Raw genomic sequence first — 17641 nt, 5'->3', positions numbered from 1 at the left:
ATCCTTTTTCAGTTTTTTACGTCGACCTCATTGTCTTCAAAGCACCGGAAGATCACATCGTTTTTCCAGTTCATGGGAATGCGATCAACATGTGCTGGTGTGATGGGATCGTCTCCATCGTTGAGATTGTCCACCCCGATAAGCAGCAGATCGAAAAAGTCAATCCTCGCCTGAAGAGCCCGTCCCTTTACTTTGCCATGCCGCCCGATATCAAACCGGCTTTCCAAGAAATGATTCAGTTCTGGATTTGTCGGCGGCCGGAACTGAAACGTGACTTCTTCATCGCCGACCACCAACGTGATAGTTAATGATTTTGGTATTTGTGCCACTGGGAGTCCCCTTTCCTTTGTGCTATGCGACGAGATATGCCGCCTTCGCGTTGTAGCCTTCAAGAATAAATGGCGGATTCGTCCCGTCCTCAAAGACCTCGATATCGAGGTCGCAGGTCAATATGTCGTTAGCAGCGCCCTTAGGCCATGGGGCCTTTTTTAGTTTGGTGCGCGGGATGATGAGCTGAACGCCGTAGTACAGCGTTCCACCCTGCGCGATGGGTCCGGCTCCCTTGAGATCGAACTCAACGGCCAGAGGATTCTGGTTTATGAAATCTCCTAGCTCGGTGGAGTCGTTATAGAGAAGGTTTATGGCAAGAGCACTCTTCCTCCGGCCATAGTCATAGTCCTGGCCAACACCACCACCGCCAGAGCCAACCTGTTTTTCACCGGCGTTGTCAAATTCGAAGGAAAAGCTTTTAAGCCGGACTCCCAGGGCCCTGGGAGTGCCGCTCGAGATATCCTCAGCCGCCTGGACTAGGGCCGGGCTTATAGAAATGGCATTTCCGCTTTCCATCCAGACCTTGCAATCCCTCATCTTGAGCCAGCTTTCGGTGACCGCGGCTACAAAACTGGTTGTCGATATGGCCCGAGTACCAGAGCCTATGAGATCTGCTTCGAGTGAAACCATTCCACTGGCTTCGCCTGAGAGCTTGAACCGGGATCCCTTGACGCCCTTGAAGGCGTACTGGAGGTCGCCGATTAACGCTTCTGCCTGAATGCTCGGTATGGCAGTGCCGAGCGCAACGCGGACAACCTTGTGCTTGTATGCAATCAGTGCGCCATCCTGGGTGCTTGTTATGCTGCCCCCAACCAGGCCGGCCATGGCTATCACACTATTGGGTTTCGCATTTGTCTCTTTGTATGCGATCTTCAGTCCCTGCTCGACGAGTTCCTGGTCCGTGCCTTCCTCAGTTCCGGTGATGTCATCTTTGTCGGTCACCACCTTGTCATCCCAGTCGACCTCGGCGGAGAATCCTTTCATGCTGTAGGCGTTCGCGGCGCTCATGGTCACGCCGGCGTCATAGGCCGTTTCCTTCTTGTAGGCGCTGATCATGAACTTACTGGCCCATCCTTTTTTGGTTATCATTCCTTTTTCCCTCCCCTCGGCTTGGTATCCGCGCTTTCTGCGTCGGCTTTTTGCTTCTCCTTCGCGGGCTCAAAGTAGGCATCCGACCATTCATCCCGGTCATAAATCTTCCTGGCCTTATATGATTTGAATCTCCCGGGTTCCTTGCGATCTGGTTCTTCATGCGAAACTTTGCATATGACTTTCATGATTTCCCCCTATTGATAGGGATTGAAAGGCTCGGTGAGATATGTGACCTGAAAACTGAATTTCGCACCAACAAGCTTCTTGCCTTGATGCAGCATCACAATGCTATCTTCGGACGGTACGGTAGTATCCTCCGCCAAGCCGCCCCATGTGAGATTTGCGCCAAGGCACTTCGTTATGTCTGCCAACATCAGCCTCAGCATTTGCGGCGGTTCGATCTTCTGCAAACTCGTTTCCTTGGAACCGAGCAGGAGCTCGCCCTCGACTGTCATCGTATGCTCGTGTTCCTGGGCAGCAATAAAGGTCCCTTGTTTGGTATCCTGAAAATTGATACAAGGGAGCAACGTTTCCGGGACGGCCTCTTCCCGCCATTCAAAAACATGTTCTCCGAGGTCTGAATTGTATCCATTCTCGACCCGGATCCCGCCAAAGCCGGCGAGTATGGCCCGCATGATGAGCTCGTCAATCGGGATCTGGTCTGTCATTGCCTTACGTCCTGCTGAATGGTGAGAGTGAATTGCAGGGCGGTCCTGGGATTGGTGTCGTCAGCGTCCCGGACCTCAATCTCGGCTGAATAGGATCCAATCACGGCCGTTTCCTCAGCCGTGAGCGTTATCGTGCAAACGCCATTGACAGGATCTGTGATCGTACATACCCGGTTAACCTTGGCAGACGCATTGGGGTCCGTAGGACTGACCTTGACACAGAAGTAAGGCTTCTTGTCTGTAAGGTTCCATTGAGTTCCAAGATTGAAGGTGAAGCTCTTTACATCGCCACGCTTAATTTTCTGCTCTGCTATCGAAGAAACCGTAACAAGGTTCTGCAGGATCCCTGCGGCCAGGTTACCCGTAATGGTTTGTTCCCTTGCGATGTCCTCTCCTTCCGCGATATTTCGCGATGTGAGCTTGCGGGCAACATAGGACCAAATGGATACAACCAATGTATCGAATCCCGTAAGCGTCCTTTCGGTCGTCTGCCAGACCTTATCCGCGCCTGCCTGCAGGATATCCACAGCGCCCTGCTGGACGCTTTTGACGAAATTGTCCCCGTCGAAAAGGAGCTTTTCGGTCTGCAATTTGATTAAGTTGATAGCATTCACCGCGTGCGGCGCGTGACATTCCCACGATCCATCAAACCCAAGACTCAACGGAGAGCCGCTCGTGCGCTGGACGTAGTATACGCCTTGATAGAGTTCCGTCCCCGGGAAAGCTGATGCGGGGAGGAGGAGTTTGTAGATGCCGCCTCCTAGTTCCACCCAATCGTCCGTCGTCGGTGTGAATATCGTCCACGAGCCAATCTCCGCAGGAAAGCTATTACCAGTTGCATATCTGACTGTGAGTTGCGAATACAACACATACGTCAGCCGAGTCGTAAAGTCCGCCGAACTGACTAGTTTCACGGGAACCCAATTCGCGTTTAGACTTCTGCATTTCCAGGCCACGTCAGAATTCTCCCAGGCTCACGCCTTCGATGCGTTGTGTTTCCCCACCCGCCATTGAGAGGATCAATTGAGCCCGGTTTGCTTCAATTGCATTTCCCGAATAAATCGAACATCCCAGTTCTACATTCGGCGGAAGTGGGGTTTTTACTCTCAATCTGAAATCCGTCCACCCCCCCTTGTTGATTCCAGAAGCGCCGACAGGAACCCCCTTCCATCCCGTCGAATTGATGTTCAACTCACTTATGAGATTCATCGAAATATCCCAATCGGCTAGGTCAAGAGAATCCCCAAAACACCCGGAACATATATGGACTTGATGAACCATAGTTCCAAATACCTCAGAAACTTTGAATTTCAAAAGCGCAGACGCTATCGCTCCCGACACTCCGGAAGTATCAAAAAAGAAGAACGCCCTGTCTTCTTCCATGATCATTCCCTCTTCATTGTTCAAATAGTAAGAAAACATGACCGTTGATAAGGTATCAATAAACTCAGATGGCATGGCAATGTATCCGTCTTTCGGGTCGCTATAAGGAAATGCCATCAGTGTTTCCCCTCAGTAGAACTTTCTTAGCACAAGAATTAGAGTGAATGAGCTTCCGCTGCTCGCTCCATAGCTTTTCAAGACTATACTTCCTGCCGTCACGAAAGACGTCGGGCGCAACCAGCCTATCGAACTGAAATCCCAATCACCAGTCGCCCCGCTGGCCGATGCCGCAAATGTTCTCCCGCCGATATCAAATATGCGTTCGACTCTTAGCCCAACAGTGTCCCTATCCGACCACCATCCCGTTAGCACTAGGCCATTCACAGAAAAGTACATTCGCTCAATTGCGACACTCGCAGGAGCCGGGGCCAAAGAATCGATCCGCACAACGGTTGATTCTGAGTCACTTGTGGCCCAAAACCCGCTCAGTTTGACAATTGCCCGATCGTTGGTGTCCTTAATCACCTGTGTCAGCCATGTGTTAGGGTAGCCCGCCGCTGCCCAGGCTGACGCGCACCACAGAGAGAGCATTGTGACGATCGCTACTAATATGAGAGTTTCTTTCATTTGTTCCCCCAGGATCTACTTGTTTTTCTTGAAAACCCCGTAGATGAATAGAGCGATCGCCCAGAGTCCTGTCACGGCTGCTATGATGCTCTGAACATGCGCCTGGATTTGATCCAGCATTTCGGGGCTCAACGTCATACCGGTCCTGACGAGCACCACGAAACTGATAGCCCCTAGGATGATCGCATTCCACCTGCGTGTTGCGATGACAGGGCGGGGCTCACCCGTCTTTACCTCGAATTCGCGTGCCACATTCTTGAACAAGAGGATTTTTGGCAAGTAGGTAATAACCCTCGGTAGAAACCTTGCATTTTGTATTACCAGCTTCACTAGCTTTCCCATGTCAGATCTCCTTATATGATATGCGGGCTGTCCTGCCGCCGGACGCCCGCCTTTACATCTATTGTGCGACGGCGGAGACTCCTCTATCAGGAGTACCGAAGCACAGCGGCTCATCCCCCCTGTTGGGATGTATCCGTTATTTGGCCAGTTTCCATGATCCGAGCTAATTCCTTCGCTCTATTTCCAACTTGAGAAGCCCACTTCGAGTTGAGCATTTCTTTCGCTGCCAGGGCATAGTTCCCGAATTCGATGAACCTAATTGTATTCTTGAATCGCGAGAACTTCTCAAGACCCAGGTTGAAAATCATGTTCACGATCACGGATTGTCGCGGCTCATCCAAGGAGGCAAACCAGACGAATTTTTCAGCCTGCCTCCTTGCGACAAATACATCACTTCTAAGAAGGAAATTTGCTTCATCTTTCGAAATGCCAACATCATCAAGATTTCTGCCAAAACCAATAGTCAGTTTCCCCACTGAATCTCTGTAAGGTTTCTGGCGATATCCTTCATGCCGCTGGAGCTGTTCAAAGACGACATAAAACACACTCATATCTATTCTCCATTTTCCGGTTCATCAAACCGGTCCGGGATGTTGGCATGGATTATCAATGCGTTGAGCATTTTCAAACTGGTTCTCTGATTTTTTTCGATGTTGCATAACCGCCGATCAACGCCTTTATGGGTTGGTCCACACGCCGTCACGTCCACTTTCTTCTCACTTAGATCCTTGATATTCTCCCGTGTCTCAGCCAGCCGACTGTTCACACCCAACGCAGTGAAAAGTGTCCCCAAGAGACTGGTACCGGCAATCACACCAACAATAGCAATTTCGCCTCCGGTCATGAGTTCATTCCTTGCTCAGAATCAAAACCGTCCTTCCATGGCCGCCGTCAGGCTGGATGCCGCGGATGTAATAGATCGTTCCCTTGATCACGATCACATCCCCATGCTTAGCGCCGGCCACGTCAACGGTCCTGCATAGCGCCTCCGGCTGCGTGGACTCCACAGTACCTTCTTGCGGATTCGCAGCCAAGAAAGTATCCTCGAGGATTACGTTGATCGTCTGACCATTGAACGTACCCTCATGAAAATCCTTCAGGATGTTCAGTAGGTCCGTTTCCGTCACCTGCGGATCACCGAAGAAACTCATTTCTTGCCCTTGCCCTTGTTCTTGTCCTTCGCTGACTGCCTCAGGCCTGCAGCAGCTTCCATGTCCGGGGAAATGCTCGCGTTCTCCGAGTCCGCGTCATTCTCCTTCCCCAGAGGCTCAAGGCATTCGGCCAGAGCATGAGAGATCTCGCCGTCAAAACCGATTTCCTCTCCGGCCTTGAATTGCACGGGATCCTTAATTTCGAATCGGCCTCTTCCCACCGACTTCAGACAGTGACTTCGGGCATCTGCCTGCTCTGGCGACAAACCCAGCACGCCCGTGCGCAGGGTTAGAGCTGTAAGGACTTTGAATTGGTTCATGATTCCTCCACGATATGGGGCCGGCCGCTTTGACCGGCCCCAAGGTCATAAGGTCATATCGGATCTGCTTTTCCGAACTGCTTAGATCAAGATGATTTGGCAGGCATGCCGCCACTGGCCGTAACCCACTCCACGGTAGGCCGAGATGCCGTAGTGATGCTTATGACGGTAGAACTCAAGCTCACTGCCCTCAGCGACGGCTGCGACTTTGACATCCTCTCGCTGCTGTCTGATGAACGGCTTCGTGTACCCGTCAGCCCTGAAAACGGAGAATCTATCCGTCCAGGTGAGATCCCCATTCGTTATGAGCTTGATCTCGAAATCCGAGGTCACGATGGTGTTGGTTTTTCCGCTCGTCAGAACGGGGTTTACGATCGCCGCAGCTGCAGACATCATCAGGGACACCGGCACCATGACCCTAAAGCTCTTCGCTCCACGATTCGCGGGTTTGCCCTTTTCGTTTTTGAAACCGAGCGTTGTCTGGATTGCATAAAGAATCAGGAGTTCCATCTCTTCGGGGCTTGGCGCGGTCACGGAACCATGCTGATTGCAGGGCAGAGCGGAGATGTCAACCGAAACCTTATTGCTCTGAACTCCGGAGTCGCCCCCTTCGTGGTCCGTATCAAAGAAGTAATGGCTGTCATAGCACACGCCAGCAGCGCCGTTCAGAATCTTGTCCGACAAGAGTTCTATCCAGTGCGTATTGGCCTGTGCAGCATGTTCGTCAATTCGGACCTTCAGCTGTCCTGTCTGATCGAACTGTAGATCGTAGATGTCAATCTCCAGGGTGCTTTCATACAACGTGTTCTTGATTTTCTGGCCAGCATCGCTGAGACCAACAGGCTGTCTTCCGCCCTTCCATTCCCGCATGGTGGGCGCCGGGCCAATCCACTTGTATTCCTCTTCCGCCTGGGTGCTTTTGTCGAAGAACATGGAAAGATCCGCAGCCCAATCGAGGCCTATCCCTTGCTCCAGGCGTTCATAAAACATCCCGATTACTGCTCTTGAAGACAACACGCTTGCAGCCATAGACTTCTCCTCTCTATTTTTCCGAATCCGTTTTCACGAACTTCTCATATAGGGGCACATGCTGTTCCAATAAGAGCTGCTTGGCATCTGCCTCCCGAAGGCGGTCCGCGATGATTGTCGTTCCCAATTTGTCGATTCGCATGTCTTTCTCCGTTGCCTGTTCCGGATTCCACGTTACCCGTCCTTCAGCCTCATTCATTCCCATTGCCTCAATTTCCTCGGGAGTGAAAGATAGAGTCTCCCGCAGCTCGCGCAGGGTTTTCATAGCGATGAAGCTGCCCTTCCCCTGTGGACTCAGCAGGTCTATCAAGAGAACCCGATCAAGAACGGAGAGAATCATCCGCAAACCCCTTTCGTTCCTCCTTTACGTCTTATGCGTCAGACTTCACGAGAATCGAGTATGCCGTTCCACCGAGGAGCACCTTGAGATACTTCGAGGTTACACCACCAGCACCCGAGTCTGCGATGAACGTTGAACTCGCATCCAAGGCCAAGAAAGCATCGAAGGCCCCCGCGCCAGGATTCGGGCAGTAAATCGCAACCGCCTTGCCCGTATGCGTTCCGCTCAAGTCATTCGACTTGATGAGAAGACCTGCCAGATAGCATCCCGATCTGATGATTGCTCCGGTAGGCAAGTCAACATGACCGACCAATGCACCCGCATTGGAAACGGTCGCGCCATTGACTGTCTCCACATATCCCCAGACACCGCCGAGAATACCCGTGGACTGGACAGCGACAGCGCCCAGCTTCAGCTGCCCCTGCAAGCCATAGGCCGAGCAGTCGATAGCGCCGATCGTGGTCGTAATGAGTAGACGCGACACCTGTGCCCTATGCGCCAGCGCCGTGAGCGCCACCCCACCATCGTCGGCATAGATCCTCTTCACTGCGGTTTTGGTCGCACCGAGGGCGATTCCATAGCCCGCCGTGACGGAAGAAAATACCCCGAGATTCTCGGCCTCTCTCTTTGCCTCGCACTTCACGACGCCAACGCCGCTTGAGACATACCGATAGACATAGCCGATACGGCTATTGCTACCGGAAACCAGCGTGAAGGTGTCATCATCGCTGGCATATACATCTTTCCCTTCGTCCGTGATCGCCAGTCCGCTTATGGGGAGTATCACCAAGCCATCCCCATCGAGGCGAACGTTCCTATCTCCCGCACTGCCGCCCGTATTGTCGACTTTGTCTTCCGCGATCCCGCAGAATTTGTCGCCGGCAACAAGGGGGCGCATGTAACCCGCGGCATTGTCGCCAACGCAGGCCCCTTCGTAGATAATGTCGTTTGCGATCACCGGCTTTTCGTTGATCGGACCGACTTCCTTTGTCCTTGGTTTATTCGCAGCTAATGTAGCCATCTGCCACTCCTCTCTCTTTCACGTGATCCAGAATGTTGAACGTTCTTCCTCAATAATTCTCAGGACTTGGGAATCTGGCCTCCATGATGAATTTTCACATCCCCGGCCTCTTCATGCTTCCGGAAGGCCTTGTATGCGCCAAAGTCACCACCGAACTCTGCGCGCAAGTTCTCGTCCTTGTCCCATGCCGCCTTTGCCTTGTCCTCAACCGAGGCACTGGCGTCGGCAGCGGGCTTGCCCGTTTCTTCGGGGGCATCGGCGTGAGTAACCGATGGCCCATCCTCCCGGAAGTCCTGCAGACGCTTGCCTATGACAACCTGTTCTGCGGCGAGAACCTTCTCGGCCGCTTCCGCCGGCGTTGTCTTTCCGTCGTATATAAGCGTCTTAATGAGCTCCTCATGCCCGGGCATCACCTTCTCACTTACTCCTTTGATTCTCTCCCGTTCTTCTCTTGCCCCAAGCTCACGGCCTTCCTTCCGGCCGACTTCGGTCCCGACATTGAGGCCGCGGAGTTCAGCCTCGCTATCAATCGCCGCAAACACATCCGGAAACTGTTCCTTCAGTTCTTCCTTCGTCATAGTTTCCCCCTCTGCCCTTGATTCATCCTTCTTCGCAGCCTCAAACTGCCCGTTATGTCTCCCACAATGGCCGCGCGCTTCGGCCTCTGACCAAGTGTCCTCCTTGTATCGAAATGCCTGATCTTCCATCTTGCCCGTATCTTTTCTTGTGCCGCGTATAACATCGTAGATTTTGCCTACGCTCGCGCTTTTCCGCGGGACACGGGTCCATTTCTCTTTTCCGTCCTGATATTCATCCGGATCATGGAGCCTGCATGAATGTTCATCTGCATAAGGCATAAGTGCCTCTCCTTGCGTAATCCATCTGGCCTGCGACAAATTCTCGCCTTCTCGTTCTCGACTTGTTCCGCCGATATGGTTTCCACTCAACTCGCCATTCCCAGAGAGCGCCCGAAGAAGGTCATCAAAGCCAATGATGCCGTCAGCAAGACCGACCTCGATCGCATCCCGCCCCACGAAAATCTTTCCCTCGGCCATATTTTCCATGACGTGCACCAAGGGGCGATCCCGGAGCTTAGCGATGTCCTCTACAAACGCTAAATACGTGGGCCTCGTGACTTGTCGAATAGCGGCCTCACCTTCTTCTGACAGAGGTCTGTAGCTCGATGCGGCCCCTTTATACTTTCCCTCCGCAATTTCGGTAGTCTTCAATCCCCGCATTTCTTGGGCCTTAGAGACATCGAGATGAGTGGCAACGACTCCGATTGATCCGACCATCGTAGTATTGCTCGATATGAAGACCTTGTCGGCAGCAGCTGCGATCCAGTAGGCGGCACTGCAGCATGTTCCGTCCGCATAGGCGATGATTGGTTTCACCGCGCGGAGCGAAAATACCAACTTCGCCAATTCCTGTGTCCCATCCACCGTACCGCCCGGGCTATCGACCCTGAGCACGATGCTCTTGATATCCTTTCGCTTGGCAGCTTCTTTGAGATCTCGGGCCACAAGTTCCGTAGACGTGCCATCGCTGATCTCGGTCAACATATTCATCTTTTTCGCAATGACGCCCTCGACAGGGATAATTGCCGTTCCGTTCAAAACTTCATATGACTCCGGCCCATCCTTTGCAGGTCCACCAATCAGCGACCGGATCTCCCGCATGTCTATCTTCTCACCGCGCAAATGGCGGCAATAAATCTCTATGATTTCCTGATGCTTCTCGGGCAGAATCAGCCATGGACTTGTTATCACATCGAGTAGTCTCATCAATCCCTCGTCGGAGCGGGAAGGTTCAGGACGGTCTTCTCCTGGAATGTTGGCAGCTTGGCGTCTATCAGCTGTACCTGCTCCTTTTTGAGCTGAGCAAGATTCTTCTCCCAACTTCCGCCGGTGAGCTCTGCTGTCTCTTTTTCCCGGGTCGAAAGCGAGATCTCGATTCTTTTTCCGGCAGCGACGATCTCATCCACTTCTTGGATCATACCCTTGGCCGGCCCCGTCCACGTCGCACCGCAATATGCTTTCCGGATCAATGGATCAGCGAAAAACCCAGGGGCATGGAGGCGCCCAGAGGCGATCGCCTCATAGAGAAAAATCTCATAGATGGGCCCGCACAGACTGGTAACCGTCCATTGGCGTCTGCTGCTGAAGAATTTCCAAGCCTCAATGAATGCCGCTCGAGCTGCGGTGTAACTGGTCGTGAAGCATTTCATGAGGATCTCGCGGGGAATCTCGAGGGACATCCCCATCTGATTCATCAGTGATGTTATGAATGGTTCGAACGCCTGATTCGGTCTTCCTGGATTTGCAAACTCGACATCCTGGTCGCGAGTAAGTCCTACAATGGTGCCACTGCCAAGTTTGTAGTCTTCCTCGCCCGCTTTTCGAGTATCATTCCCACTCGTTCCAACCATCTCCGCGAATTCTGTTTCGCCGCTTTCCGTTTTTACAAAGACGGTGAACATGCTTGAAACCACGGCTGCCATGATTTCAGCTTCTGTGTATCTATCCAGCTGCTTGAGTGGCTCGATGATTGGGGCCAGAAACGGGAGGCCGCGTGTCTGGCCAGGGCGCAGGACCCGGAAAAGATGGAGGATATTCGGTAGTTCGGATTTATTGCTGAATGCTGCAACATGATCCCATTCTCTGGGCTTTCGCATAATCGCTGCGCCGGGATGCTGTTTCAAAATATGATAGGCCTTGGGCGCGCCATGCTCATCTTTTTCGACCCCGGCCATTATTGTTTCCGTATCTGTCTTCCCATCCGGATTACAGAGTCTGTCGGCCTCAATTACCTGCAGCTTGGTGAAATAAGGAAATATGCCGCGTTTGAAACGAGGGATATTGACAAGGACATCTCCATTTTCCAACACTTGGCGAAAACAGAGCTCTTGAATGCCGGCAAAATTCAACTTTCTCTCTGAATCACATTCGGGCGATTCGCTCCATAGCTGCCATTCCAGATCCGCCCGTTTCTCCCATTCTTCCGCCTCGGCTTCAGTCATTCCGAGAACACCGGGGTCAATTTGCGAATGCATGATGAGACCGGTGCCGATCACGTTTGTGCAGGTCGTGTTGATTGCCCCAGTCGCTATGGGGGCGTTACGAACGAGGTCCCTGCTGCGTTCCCGAAGTGCTGAGAGATCAGGCAGAAGATCGGCATCTGCATCGCCTCCGGGCGGACCCCATGTCTTCATCGCTCGCCGAGAACGTGAACCTCCAAAGTAGCTGCCTGCCGCAGCTGCGGAAAACCTTGCTTGTAACCGTTGGTTAGCAAGGATGGGATCTACAAAACGGATTGCCCTATCGAGCAAGTTCTCGCGCGCCTCAATCTCTTTGCCACCAATTGTGAGTTTGAGGTTCATCCGTCAGTCGGCGTCACCGCGCGAACGCGGATCCCGCCGCCCCCCGATGCTTCTCTTTCTATGCGTTCTACCTCTCCCCTCCAGAATTTAATCATTTCCAGCACTTCGGCGAGATTTGCCCTCGTCAAACTCGTGTTTCCTGCCCCGGTAGCGATCGTGTAACTCTGACCTGCAGCTATCGCCGTGCTTGCCGCGAGATAAGCTGCGAGCTGTGCCTGAGCATCCGGCAGTGTTATAGCGGCCATGAATCCCCCCTGGGATTGTCTTCTTTGCGCGTGCGCGGTCCGGCGAGTATCTGATCGAGGGAGCTTCCTGTTGACGTGCTCGAGAGCAGCATTGAAACCACGAGTTCGAGCGCTGCTACGTCCATTTCGGATTTCTGATGTGCGCCAAGTTGTTCCTGCGGTTCAGGTAGAGTTATTCGGGCCATGAGTTTTGCTCCATAAGCTTCCTTACCTTAGTTTGCCGGAAAGGGTGGGGGGGTCGTCAAGATGGCATAGAGACATCTAGATAGGCATAGAGACAAAATCTTTGGGGGTATTCCGGAAAACGAACGCCAGATCTATTTCTGCCAGAAATCGGGAGAGATTGTCGATCGTTCCACAAAGTTCTCAACTGAAGCCGCGAGTATCCGCATTCCTCTGCCGCCAGGATGCGTGTTCACAGCCTTGAGCAGTCCGCTTTTCACGAGCTTGTAAACTTGGGTGCGATTCATATCCAGCATCCGCGCGACAGTCGTCACTCGATACAGAAGGGGTTTCAATCTTTGTCTCCTACGCCCCTGCTTATTACTCGCCACCGTGGGCGGACGGGCGCCGTCACGTCGAGATTTCCGGAACTCAGGGCATCAACGATCTTGTCAACATTCACACCCGAGATGGCCAACGCTGCAAAGTTGAGCACTTTGAGATCAATCGCCTCATTGCGTGCCTGCGGAGTAACCTTTCTATACTCGCGGTATGGAAAGCCGCGACGATATTTGGTCACGGCCTTCTCGGCAGAGAGTTGCTTGAAAAACTCATCATCGAATCTGGCGGGCGAATGCATATATCCCGGACCGGATTCTTCAATCTTCAATCGCGCGAAAAGAATGTCTTTTGCAGTATCAACGCCGATTGGAAAGAGTTTCACCTTGGCGAGATTACTTGTCGTAGGCCGGCCGACCAGGGGCATTCCGGGCGAGCTCAAACCCTTTGTGGCAAAGATTCGTTGCCCCTGACGCGGTTTGACGAATCCGTAGACATGTTTGGTGTATGCGCCCGAGTCGATGCAGGTGCAGAATATTCTGAGCGCTGCGCCCGATTCATGCTGCCATGTTTTCTGCAGGTAGTCCCACAAGAGCTGCCATGTCGATTCCTGCGTGGGATTCCCCTGGAAAGCCTTCCAGTCCATGTCCCAGGACTCTTCACCCCTACCCCAGGCATCGACCAAGACCTCGAGTCTATCGGCATGAACATCAACTCCCGCAGTCAGAAGTCCAGCTGTGGCCGGAACTACCTCTCCATATTTCTCCCGTCTTCGTGTGAGCGTACCCAGGCTTATCTTTTCGGCTTCTTCTTCCCAGGTTTCCGCGAGCTCAGTGTTTGTGAATGTTTTCATCAGGGCGAGATCCTTTTTGGCTTCCAGGTATTTCTCCATTATGGACGCCCAGGATCCCCATCCCAGTGGCCGGTACAGTCCAGACAGTTTGAAGCCGGCAATCTTGTTGCGCGGCGCCTGCGGGACCCATCTCCCATTCTCGAGCATCCAGGGCTTGTGGAATTCGGGAATAAGCTTGCTACACGATTCGCATTCATATTTCGTTTTCTCGGGATGATGAATGCCATGCTTGTCCTTGTCCCTCAGCTGACTGAATCGCAATGGCTGGAGGTGCGAGCAAAGCGGACACGGGACATGATATTCCCGTTGATCGCTGTTCTCATATGCTCGCTCGATCCTTGATGCCCCCCGTATCTTGGGAGTCGAGAGCATCAGGATCTTGCATCGGGCAAACGTTGTTGTCCGGTTTATGGCCAGGGTGACTGGATCGCCCTCGCCTTCCACGTCAAGCGGATAGCCATCGATCTCATCCAGGATTAAGAACCTGACCGCCATGAATCGCAGTCCTGCGGCGCTGTTTGCTCCCGTTAAGACCAGCATCCCGCCCTGAAATTCCTTGAGAAGCGTTGTATTGCCTGACTCCCGGCGCCACGATTCTTTGACAAGATTTCTCAGGACCGGCGTGTCAGTTATCGTTGGCTGAATACGCTGCCGCGAGACTTTCTTCGCCACGTCAACGGTGGGCTCCACAAACATGATGGGCCCAGGCGCCAGGTGCATAACATAGCCAACGAGGTTCTCTGCGGCTTCCGTGCCGGCGATCTGATGGGGTTTCTGAAAAACAACCCTTTGGATCGGCGATGCCGGCGAGAGACAATCCATGATCTCCCGAAGGTACGGCACTCTTGAGGTTCGCCATCGGCCAGGTTCTGCAGATGACTCGCTGGGGACCACCCGGAATTTATCCGCCCATTCGCTAATAGTCAGCGCGGGGTCAGGCATCAGACCTCGAGCAAACGAATTGCCGTAGATCTCAGCTGCCGTTAGTCCCATTTCCCTTCACCAGTGTCTCGAGAGCTAGTCGAATCTCGTTCTTCAGAATAATTTCGATTTCGAAGCTGTCGGTCTTGGCCGCGAGGCTTGCGGAAATCCTGCCGGGGATGTTGAGCAGGTTATCCCTGACCTGACGGGCAGAATCGAATGCTGCCTTCTTGACTTTCTCGGTATCCACGAGTTTCCCGGTCCGGGTCTCGAATTCAAGTCTTGCGATTTCAGCCTGGTAATGCTCTTTCCGAATCCTGGCATCCAGGTAGGTGCCTTTCTTTCGGCTTACTTTTGGCCCTTTTACTGGACGCCCAGGACCCTTTCTGAATGGGTCCCGGGCTGGATCCCGATTGAGCCTGAGCTCGGCGTCAGCTCGCTTCGGGTCGATCTTTCCCCTGACAAGGGTAATTCGCCCCTCTCTTACGGCCTTGCTCACAGCCTGATGTGATACGCCTCTCTTTTTTGCATAGGCCGAGAGAGTAAGGAGAATCGGCCTTTTCCTATGACGAATGTGAGCTCGTTTTTTTGTTTTCAAACATCATTCACCTTGTAGCCTGCGTGATAATTCGCAACCTCGTTTAGAGGTCTGTGGTGAGAGAAGCCTTGCCAGCTTTGCTATCCGCATCGGGTTAGCTCCTGGAAGGACCCAAAAGATTTCGAGAATGTCTCGCCCCCATCATTCGCCACCTCCGCCTTCTGCGAAGAACTTAACTCGAGATGCGAATTCTTTTGCAAGTTGCTCCTGAATTCGTGCCGTGACAGCGTTCAGGTTTTCTGGCTTCTTGACGATGCTTGCATATCCGATTACTTTTCTCGCAATCAATGGAAGGCGGTCCTTTCCTTTGCGTTGGAAGACCTGGACGCCTCCGCCTTTTCCGGCAGCGATGAATGCATGGGGCAATTGGGTGACCTTTCCCCGAACGACCTTAGCAAAGACCCCCTGAGCAGAAGCCCTCGAGAGTTGCCTTCCCATGATGCCCCAGCCGTATATCTTGTTCCGCTTCACTGCGAGTTGAGTTTTTCCTCGAACGGACCGCGGTTCGAAATGGGTAAGGGAAATTGGCTGATTGTGTACCGTAAGAATGACTTGCAGATTTCCCAGATTCCTGAGATCGACGCTGAGTTTCTCGTCTACATCTTTCTTTTGGATATTGAATCGTTCGCGAATCTGCGCTGAGATGATGGTCTTCCCTGAGTTGGCAGCCCGGCGTATCGATGTCTTTGCAATATTCCTCACCCTGGATGAGTTCAGGACCTTGAGAGCTTCTTCTACTCCTTGAAGCTGTATCTGTATCATGGTAGTTCCTTAATCATGAATCTCGGCCCCGGACATATTGGCTATCTTTAAGCATAATGTCGCCCCCTGTATTGCTTCGCGTTGTATCTGCTCGGCGGTTCCACATTCAAGGATCGCCCTTGCCAGTTCTCCAATTTCCTCAATAAGAATGACTAGCCATTTTTCAGGTGGATGATCTTGGTATCCCCACTTGTCAATCTGGTTGTGGTCTTCTTCCATGACCTTCAAAAGCAGGTCCCCTATCTCCGTCAGCCCACGATCCCGCATGTTCCCATAGCGCCCTCTTTCGGTTCTGCTTCTGCATTTCGCCATAGGTTGCTGCATATCCCAGGTCTGCACCCACGGTATGACCCGTTTTTCTCGCGTGTTCTCTCGCCTTATTTTGTCCAATTAGATAATCATCACAGTACCAGTCGCAATCTTTGCACTGTCCGACAAAATGCACTAACCACTTACGAAACTTCTTCCTCATTTCCCCTCCCGCTCGTCGGTCCCAAGAAATGAATTGTGCGGTTTTTGTGCGGTAGCCGTGCGAAAAGGACGGCTATTCATGGCCAAATAGATGATTCCGGAGTGGCGGTCTGACAAGTAGTGGTAATGAATTAAGAACGGAGGATATAGTCTGGGGATCCTTCCAGAGTCATTACAAGTGAGGAGCTCTACCGTTGAGCTACGCCAGCCCGTTGTACTTCATGAACCAATCTTCGCAACCCAAGTTCCCTGCGTCAATAACTGGCTTACCTCAGGCCTTTCAGGTCCACAAGCAGTCTCGACAAGGCGACTGCCCGAATGTTGCTACTCAACGGGAAAGTTCTTGAGCCCGCATGAATCACATCCAGACGCCGGAGTCTCAGGTCGGATAGAGCGTTGCGCATGGAAGGAGTGACTTGCGGTGATGTGGTGCGCTTGACTTCGAATCCGAGCCGCTCGCGCCCCCTCACCACGAGAAGGTCGAGCTCGAGGCCTCCATGCGTCGCCCAGAAGAAGCATTCCTCGGACTTGGCGTCCAATTGATGGATAACTTGTTCAATTACGAAACCTTCCCAGGACGCCCCGATTTTTGGATGGCTCTCCAAGTCCGTCAGAGTCCTGAGTCTCAATAGAGCATGAAGTATTCCACTGTCCTTGATGTACACCTTGGGTGACTTCACCTGGCGCTTGGAAATGTTCTCGTGCCACGGTTGCAGCTCGCGGACAACAAGCGCCGATGCCAGAAGGTCCAGATAGTGGCGTACCGTCGTGTCAGCCACCCCGAAAGACCGCGCAAATTCCGAAGCATTCCAAACCTGTCCATGATAATGCGCAAGCATGGTCCAGAAACGTCTGAGCGTCGTCGAGCGAATGGTGATGCCCAACTGGGGCAGGTCTCGCTCGAGGAAGGTGCGGATGAACCCATGACGCCATTCTTCGCTTGCCGCATGCGACTGAGCCAGGTATGAGCGAGGGAACCCTCCCCGCAGAAACAACCGCTGGAGATTTTCAGCACCCGCTTCGGCCAGGGAGAATCCCCCGAGTTCGTGATAGACAATCCTGCCAGCAAGGGTTTCGGATCCCTGACGCAAGAGGTCAGGTGTTCAGCGACAATTAGAATTCCCGGCGTGTTGCCTCATTAGAGAATGTTACCAGACAGAGTGACTGTTGGCGACGGTATTGTTGAGTCAGTGGTTGCCTTTGCCGCTCCTGCATAGATAAGCTCTCTGGCGATCGCTTGCCGCCACTGGCGGACCCGTCGTTGAAGTGTGCGAAGCTGCCCCGACTGGAAGCGACTAGGATGAGCCTGCTGTAGTTGCTCAAAGAGGTCCTTGGCAGCGGTGTCCGGCTCGTCTTGAAGCCAGCCCAGCACTTCGGGCCACACGTCTTTGAATGGGTCTTCTCGCGTCCGCCATGTGCGCGGTGGGGTGGGTTTGATTCTATGCGTGGGCCGGGACTCACCGTCTCGCCACATACGTGGCAGAGTCGCAAGGAACGCGTCCAGGCTCTGGGAAGCTGGGACTTGCCCGTGCTCTGAACCGGGTTGTCTTGCCAGTGCACACAGCATCGTCTGAAGTTCTCGAATGCCGTGTAGCAATCGGACCGGGT

At 53.0% G+C, this 17641-nt stretch carries 25 protein-coding genes; all 25 read right to left on the bottom strand.

Features of this window, described 5'->3' with window-relative positions; genetic code table 11:
• Positions 1 to 8 precede the first annotated feature (8 nt).
• A complete protein-coding gene (locus QME66_04695) occupies positions 9 to 329 on the bottom strand; it encodes a hypothetical protein (protein ID MDI6808266.1) in 321 nt (106 codons plus the stop codon).
• Between the two features lie 22 nt (positions 330 to 351).
• On the bottom strand, positions 352 to 1419 hold the full coding sequence (locus QME66_04690) for a phage tail tube protein (protein MDI6808265.1): 1068 nt from the start codon (positions 1417 to 1419) through the stop codon (positions 352 to 354).
• Positions 1416 to 1607, bottom strand: coding sequence for a hypothetical protein (locus tag QME66_04685; GenBank protein ID MDI6808264.1), 192 nt, complete (start codon positions 1605 to 1607; stop codon positions 1416 to 1418). Before QME66_04685 ends, QME66_04690 begins: the two co-directional genes overlap by 4 nt.
• 9 nt (positions 1608 to 1616) lie before the next feature.
• Positions 1617 to 2090 carry a hypothetical protein gene (locus tag QME66_04680; protein ID MDI6808263.1) on the bottom strand — a complete coding sequence of 158 codons (474 nt, stop codon included), beginning with the start codon at positions 2088 to 2090 and terminating at the stop codon, positions 1617 to 1619.
• Complete coding sequence (locus QME66_04675) at positions 2087 to 3046, bottom strand: BppU family phage baseplate upper protein (protein ID MDI6808262.1); 960 nt, start codon at positions 3044 to 3046, stop codon at positions 2087 to 2089. Before QME66_04675 ends, QME66_04680 begins: the two co-directional genes overlap by 4 nt.
• 1 nt (position 3047) lies before the next feature.
• A complete protein-coding gene (locus QME66_04670) occupies positions 3048 to 3590 on the bottom strand; it encodes a hypothetical protein (protein ID MDI6808261.1) in 543 nt (180 codons plus the stop codon).
• Positions 3591 to 3602: 12 nt separating this feature from the next.
• Positions 3603 to 4100 carry a hypothetical protein gene (locus QME66_04665; protein MDI6808260.1) on the bottom strand — a complete coding sequence of 166 codons (498 nt, stop codon included), beginning with the start codon at positions 4098 to 4100 and terminating at the stop codon, positions 3603 to 3605.
• Between the two features lie 15 nt (positions 4101 to 4115).
• Positions 4116 to 4442 carry a hypothetical protein gene (locus QME66_04660; GenBank protein MDI6808259.1) on the bottom strand — a complete coding sequence of 109 codons (327 nt, stop codon included), beginning with the start codon at positions 4440 to 4442 and terminating at the stop codon, positions 4116 to 4118.
• Positions 4443 to 4552: 110 nt separating this feature from the next.
• Positions 4553 to 4993: a lysozyme gene (locus tag QME66_04655; GenBank protein MDI6808258.1), complete on the bottom strand. Its 441-nt coding sequence runs from the start codon at positions 4991 to 4993 to the stop codon at positions 4553 to 4555.
• A gap of 2 nt (positions 4994 to 4995) precedes the next feature.
• Positions 4996 to 5286 (bottom strand): hypothetical protein, encoded by a 291-nt coding sequence (locus QME66_04650; GenBank protein MDI6808257.1) that lies wholly within the window; start codon positions 5284 to 5286, stop codon positions 4996 to 4998.
• 4 nt (positions 5287 to 5290) lie between these two features.
• Positions 5291 to 5593, bottom strand: a complete 303-nt coding sequence (locus QME66_04645) for a hypothetical protein (protein MDI6808256.1) — start codon at positions 5591 to 5593, stop codon at positions 5291 to 5293.
• Positions 5590 to 5913: a hypothetical protein gene (locus QME66_04640; GenBank protein MDI6808255.1), complete on the bottom strand. Its 324-nt coding sequence runs from the start codon at positions 5911 to 5913 to the stop codon at positions 5590 to 5592. Before QME66_04640 ends, QME66_04645 begins: the two co-directional genes overlap by 4 nt.
• An 81-nt stretch (positions 5914 to 5994) precedes the next feature.
• Positions 5995 to 6942 carry a Mu-like prophage major head subunit gpT family protein gene (locus QME66_04635; GenBank protein ID MDI6808254.1) on the bottom strand — a complete coding sequence of 316 codons (948 nt, stop codon included), beginning with the start codon at positions 6940 to 6942 and terminating at the stop codon, positions 5995 to 5997.
• Between the two features lie 13 nt (positions 6943 to 6955).
• Complete coding sequence (locus QME66_04630; GenBank protein MDI6808253.1) at positions 6956 to 7282, bottom strand: hypothetical protein; 327 nt, start codon at positions 7280 to 7282, stop codon at positions 6956 to 6958.
• A 31-nt stretch (positions 7283 to 7313) separates the two neighbouring features.
• A complete protein-coding gene (locus tag QME66_04625; protein ID MDI6808252.1) occupies positions 7314 to 8303 on the bottom strand; it encodes a hypothetical protein in 990 nt (329 codons plus the stop codon).
• 59 nt (positions 8304 to 8362) lie between these two features.
• A complete protein-coding gene (locus QME66_04620) occupies positions 8363 to 10087 on the bottom strand; it encodes a S49 family peptidase (GenBank protein ID MDI6808251.1) in 1725 nt (574 codons plus the stop codon).
• A complete protein-coding gene (locus QME66_04615) occupies positions 10087 to 11682 on the bottom strand; it encodes a phage portal protein (GenBank protein MDI6808250.1) in 1596 nt (531 codons plus the stop codon). The genes QME66_04620 and QME66_04615 overlap by 1 nt, the downstream gene beginning before the upstream one ends.
• On the bottom strand, positions 11679 to 11927 hold the full coding sequence (locus QME66_04610) for a DUF6148 family protein (protein MDI6808249.1): 249 nt from the start codon (positions 11925 to 11927) through the stop codon (positions 11679 to 11681). Before QME66_04610 ends, QME66_04615 begins: the two co-directional genes overlap by 4 nt.
• Positions 11915 to 12112 (bottom strand): hypothetical protein, encoded by a 198-nt coding sequence (locus tag QME66_04605; protein ID MDI6808248.1) that lies wholly within the window; start codon positions 12110 to 12112, stop codon positions 11915 to 11917. The genes QME66_04610 and QME66_04605 overlap by 13 nt, the downstream gene beginning before the upstream one ends.
• Before the next feature lie 132 nt (positions 12113 to 12244).
• On the bottom strand, positions 12245 to 12445 hold the full coding sequence (locus QME66_04600; GenBank protein ID MDI6808247.1) for a helix-turn-helix domain-containing protein: 201 nt from the start codon (positions 12443 to 12445) through the stop codon (positions 12245 to 12247).
• Complete coding sequence (locus tag QME66_04595; GenBank protein ID MDI6808246.1) at positions 12442 to 14274, bottom strand: phage terminase large subunit family protein; 1833 nt, start codon at positions 14272 to 14274, stop codon at positions 12442 to 12444. The genes QME66_04600 and QME66_04595 overlap by 4 nt, the downstream gene beginning before the upstream one ends.
• Entirely contained in the window at positions 14255 to 14800 is a 546-nt protein-coding gene (locus tag QME66_04590; GenBank protein ID MDI6808245.1) for a hypothetical protein, read from the bottom strand. The genes QME66_04595 and QME66_04590 overlap by 20 nt, the downstream gene beginning before the upstream one ends.
• 141 nt (positions 14801 to 14941) lie before the next feature.
• On the bottom strand, positions 14942 to 15562 hold the full coding sequence (locus QME66_04585; GenBank protein MDI6808244.1) for a phage tail protein: 621 nt from the start codon (positions 15560 to 15562) through the stop codon (positions 14942 to 14944).
• A gap of 9 nt (positions 15563 to 15571) precedes the next feature.
• A complete protein-coding gene (locus tag QME66_04580) occupies positions 15572 to 15952 on the bottom strand; it encodes a hypothetical protein (GenBank protein ID MDI6808243.1) in 381 nt (126 codons plus the stop codon).
• A gap of 347 nt (positions 15953 to 16299) precedes the next feature.
• On the bottom strand, positions 16300 to 17124 hold the full coding sequence (locus tag QME66_04575; GenBank protein MDI6808242.1) for a DUF4143 domain-containing protein: 825 nt from the start codon (positions 17122 to 17124) through the stop codon (positions 16300 to 16302).
• Positions 17125 to 17641: the final 517 nt, after the last annotated feature.

Source organism: Candidatus Eisenbacteria bacterium (assembly GCA_030017955.1).
Lineage (GTDB): Bacteria > Eisenbacteria > RBG-16-71-46 > JASEGR01 > JASEGR01 > JASEGR01.
This window is presented reverse-complemented; position numbering and strand designations above follow the sequence as displayed.